General features: G+C 69.4%; 2 protein-coding genes. Both read right to left on the bottom strand.

Going from position 1 to position 5,200, the window contains the following annotated elements; translation table 11 throughout:
• The coding region (locus ACIPC1_RS40260; RefSeq protein ID WP_402526815.1) for an amino acid adenylation domain-containing protein at window positions 1–2,804 on the bottom strand (2,804 nt) is incomplete at its 3' end.
• Window positions 2,805–2,809: 5 nt separating this feature from the next.
• Window positions 2,810–5,200: condensation domain-containing protein (locus tag ACIPC1_RS40255; RefSeq protein ID WP_402526813.1), on the bottom strand; the 2,391-nt coding region annotated here is incomplete at its 5' end.

Below are 5,200 nucleotides of genomic sequence, written 5' to 3'. Positions count from 1 at the left end.
GGGGCGGGGAGCGCGGCGCGGTCGAGTTTGCCGTTGACGGTGAGCGGCAGCGCGTCCAGCACCATGACCGTCGGGACCATGTACTCGGGCAGACGCTCTGCGGCGAACTGCCTTACCGCCACCACGTCGAGGTCCCCGGCTCCGACCACGTAGGCGACCAGGCGCTGGTCCTCGCGGACGACCACCGCAGCCTGCGCCACCGCCTCGTGGCCGCTCAGGACCGCTTCGATCTCACCCGGCTCGACCCGGAACCCGCGGATCTTCACCTGCTCATCCACACGCCCCGCAAAAGCCAGTTCACCCTCAGGGGTCCACTTCGCCAGGTCACCACTGCGATACATCCTGGCGCCACCAGTGAACGGGCACGCCACAAACCGCTCCGCAGACAACCCAGGCCGGCCGATATAACCCCGGGCCAGACCCGCACCAGCGATATACACCTCACCGGTGACACCCACCGGAACCGGCCGCAGGAACCCGTCCAGGACATACACGCGGGAGTTGGGCAGCGGCCCGCCGATCGACGGCGCCGTCTCCAAGCCGGCATCCAGCGCAGTGGGAGTGGCGGTGGTGATGACCGTCGCCTCGGTCGGACCGTAGGTGTTCCACACCCGCGAACCCACCGACCACCGGCCCGCCAAATCCGCACTCAGCCGCTCCGCACCCAAAACCCAATTGCGCACACCCGGAACAGCGGCCGGATCCAACACTCCCAGCAGCGACGGCACCACACTCGCCACCTGCACGCCATTCCGGCTCACCATCTGCGCCAGCGCATCCAGATCACTGCGCTCGGCCGACGTCGCCACCGCCAACGTGCCACCCGCAGCAAGCGTCACCACCACATCCAGCACCGCGGCATCAAAACTGAACGACGCGAACTGCAGCGCCACCACACCCGCATCCATCCCCAGCACCGGACGCATCGCCTCAGCCAGGTTCAACACCCCGCCATGAGCAACAGCCACACCCTTCGGCCGGCCCGTCGAACCCGACGTATAAATCACATACGCCAACTGCTCCGGAACAATGACCATCCCCAACGGCTCCGCCGAGAACCCGTCCGCCTCATCGAGGAGAACGACCCTGGCATCGCCGACAGGAACATCCGAGAGACTTCCGGCCGTGCCCAGCACAACCTCCGCCCCACTGTCCGCAACCATGAACCCCAGCCGGTCCACCGGATACTCCGGATCCAACGGCACAAACGCCGCCCCGGCCTTCCACACCCCCAACAACGCCACCACCATGTCCACCGACCGCGGCAGACACAACGCAACCCGCGACTCCCTGCCCACACCAACACTGCTCAGGAAACGCGCCAGCCGATTCGCCCGCCGGTCCAACTCTCCATAGGACACGGCCTGTTCACCGCACCGCACCGCCACCACATCAGGCGCCACCACCACCCGCGCCTCAAACCGATCCACCACCGACCCCGCAGGCACCACAGCCTCGGTGGCATTCCACTCCTCCACCACCCGCGCCCGCTCCACCTCGGCAAGCACATCCAGCCGCCCGACCAGCGCCTCCGGATCAGCCACCATCTGCTCCAGCACCCGGACCAGACGCTCAAGGAGCGCCCGTGCGGCCTCCGCGTCGAACAGGTCCGGCCGGTAGTCCAGTCGCAGCCGCAGTTCGTCTGTCGGGTGCACGCCCAGGGACAGGGGGAAGCTGGTCGACTCCCGCATCGCCGTGCCGGTGACCCGCACGCCACCTTCCGAAGGGGACTCCTGCGCCCCGATGGGGTGGTTCTCGAACGCCATGATCGTGTCGAACGTGGCTCCCGGCCCGGCCAGCCGCTGGATCTCGGTGAGGCTCAGGTGCTGGTGGTCGAGCAGCGCCGACTGCCGGTCCTGCAGCTCCGTCAGCATGGCGGTGACCGACTGCGCGGGGTCGAAGTGCACGCGTACGGGCACCGTGTTGATGAAGAGCCCCAGCATGCTCTCCATCCCGGGGAGGTCCGCCGGCCGTCCGGCCACCGTCGCGCCGAACACCACGTCGTGGCGGCCGGTCAGCCGGCCGAGCACCACGGCCCAGGCGGCCTGAATCACGGTGTTGAGCGTCAGGCCGTTGCCACGGGCGAGGTCCCGCAGCCGGCCGGCGAGTTCCGCGCCCGCGTCCGTGGCCGCCTTGCCGGAGGCGACAACGGCAGCCGCGGACTGCTCGCCGGGTGTCACCAGCGTCGGCTCCTCCGCGCCCACCAGCTCCTGCCGCCAGGCGTCACGTGCGGCTTCTTTGTCTTGGCGGGCGAGCCAGGCGAGGTACTCGCGGTACGGCGTCACCGGCGGCAGATCACGAGCACTGCCACCAGCCTCGTAACACGTCCACAACTCCCGCATCAGCACCGGCAACGACCAACCGTCCAGCAAAATGTGATGCAACGTGATCATCATCCGGAACCGGTCCGGCCCCACCTTCACCAACATCACCTTCAACAACGGCGGCACCGCCAGATCGAACCGCCGCTCCCGCTCCGCGATCCCCAGCCGCTCCGACTCCGCCCACGCCTCATCCGCACCCAGACCCGACAGATCCTCCTCACGCCACGGCAGAGTCACGCCGCGGGCGATGACCTGTACCGGCTCGGGCACCCCGGCCAGCTGCCGGAAGCCGGCGCGCAGGCTCTCATGCCGGTCGAGCAGCGCCTGCCACGACGCCCGCAGCACAGCGGAGTCGGTGTTCCCGGCCAGGTCCAGCACCAGTTGCTCGACGTAGACGTCGGTGCCCTGCTCGTCGTACACCGCGTGGAACAGCAGACCTTCCTGCAGCGGCGACAGCGGCCAGACGTCCTGGACTCGCATCTGACTCATCGTGCTCCCCCGTTGTCTGCAAGTTCCGCTTCGAGCGCGTCGATCTGGCTCTGGTCGAGCGTGATCAGTGAGAAGTCGGACGGTGTGTGGCCGCCGCCGGATTGGGTGCTGGTGTGGGTGGCGAGGCCTGTGAGCATCGCCAGCCAGCCGTCGGCCAGTTGCTGTATGTCTGCGGTGTGGTGGAGGTGCCGGGGCCAGGCCAGCGTCAGGGTGAGACGCGGACCCTCCGGCAGGTCGCGGACCAGGGCGACAGCCTCCAGAGCGTGCGACAGCGGGACCTTGTCGCCTGCTCCGCCGCCGAAGCCGCCTTCGGGAGGGGCGGACCAGGCGGCTGCCCGGTCGGGTGTCGCGGCGGGGAACCGGCCCAGGTAGTTGAAGCCGATCTGGGCCGTCGGCAGCGCGGCAAGGGCAGGCGCGGTCTCGGGGTTGAGATGACGGAGCAGGCCATAGCCGAGACCGTCACCCGGCACTGCCCGGAGCTGCTCCTTGATCTCCTTGACAACCCGTCCCGCCGCCGGCCCGCCGCTGCGGAGCCCGGCGAAGTCCAGTGTCGTGGGATCGAGCCGCACCGGTTTGCTGCTGGTGAACCAACCCACCGTACGGACCAGATCGACGCCATCAGCCTTACGGCCGTGGCCTTCCAAGTCCACGAGAACCCCGCCGTCCCCGTTCTGCCCCCGGTGCCGCCTCCACTCAGCGACCGCGGAGGCAAGGGCGGTAAGCAACACATCGTCGATCCCCGCGTGGAAGGCGGCCGGGACCGCTGTCAGCAGGATGCCGGTGGTCGCCGCGGAGGCCGTCACCGAGAACCGTTCCAGCGTGGCGCCCACGTCACGGTCCGAGTCGAGGGACCGGGTGCCGAGCGGAGCTTCGGAGCCGCGCAGGAGCCGGGTCCAGGCGGGGAGTTCGGCGAGCCGCGGGCGGCTGGTGGCCTCGGCCTTGAGGGCCCTGGCCCAGTGGCGGAAGGAGGTGGGCACCGGCTCCAGGGCGACCTCGCGGCCGGCGGCAAGTTCCGTATAGGCCTGCGCGAGGTCTGGGACGAGGATCCCGAGGGAGACCATGTCCACCGCCAGGTGGTGGACTGTGAGCAGGAGCCGTCCGGGTGTGTCCGGGCCTGCGTCGAACCACACCACCTGCGTCATCACCCCCGCCTGCGGGTCGAGCCGGTCCGCGGCGGCGTGGGCATGTTCGGCCAGCAGTTCGTTGAGATAGCCCTCGGTCGCGTCCACCCGGTGCACCCAGGGAGCCACCGGCACGGACGACGGCACGACGAGGCGTGGTTCGGGCTCGGTCTCCAGCCGGGCCCGCAGCGTGTCGTGGTGATCGACCAGCGCCTGGACGGCGTCGGTCAGCGTCTCCAGCCGCATCCCGGCCGGAGCCACCACCACAGTGGACTGATAGACGCTGGCGACATGGTCCGGGCCCGCTCGTTGCACCAGTTCGTGCATGACGGGGGTCAGGGGCACCTCGCCGATGCCGGAGTCACCGCTCCCGGCGACGACAGTGGCAGCAGTCTCACCAGCCACCTCGGCGAGCGCCGCCGGGGCCTGGCGTTCGAAGACCTGCCGCGCGGTCAACACCAGACCCGCCTTACGCGCCTTCGACACCAGCAGCATCGACATGATCGAATCGCCGCCCAGCTCGAAGAACGAGGCGTCGGCACCAACCTCCTCCAGACCGAGGAGCTCGGCGAACAGCCCGCACAGAATCTCTTCGGTGCGGGTCTCCGCGACCCGGCCCACCGCCACGTCGGGGGCGGGGAGCGCGGCGCGGTCGAGTTTGCCGTTGACGGTGAGCGGCAGCGCGTCCAGCACCATGACCGTCGGGACCATGTACTCGGGCAGACGGTCTGCGGCGAACTGCCTTACCGCCACCACGTCGAGGTCCCCGGCTCCGACCACGTAGGCGACCAGGCGCTGGTCCTCGCGGACGACCACCGCAGCCTGCGCCACCGCCTCGTGGCCGCTCAGGACCGCTTCGATCTCACCCGGCTCGACCCGGAACCCGCGGATCTTCACCTGCTCATCCACACGCCCCGCAAAAGCCAGTTCACCCTCAGGGGTCCACTTCGCCAGGTCACCACTGCGATACATCCTGGCGCCACCAGTGAACGGGCACGCTACAAACCGCTCCGCGGACAAGCCGGGACGGCCGATATAACCCCGGGCCAGACCCGCACCGGCGATATACACCTCACCGGTGACACCCACCGGAACCGGCCGCAGGAACCCGTCCAGGACATACACGCGGGAGTTGGGCAGCGGCCCGCCGATCGACGGCGCCGTCTCCAGCCCGGCATCCAGCGCAGTGGGAGTGGCGGTGGTGATGACCGTCGCCTCGGTCGGACCGTAGGTGTTCCACACCCGCGAACCCACCGACCACCGGCC

Origin of the sequence: Streptomyces sp. NPDC087263 (assembly GCF_044744645.1) — a bacterium.
GTDB lineage: Bacteria > Actinomycetota > Actinomycetes > Streptomycetales > Streptomycetaceae > Streptomyces.
This window is presented reverse-complemented; position numbering and strand designations above follow the sequence as displayed.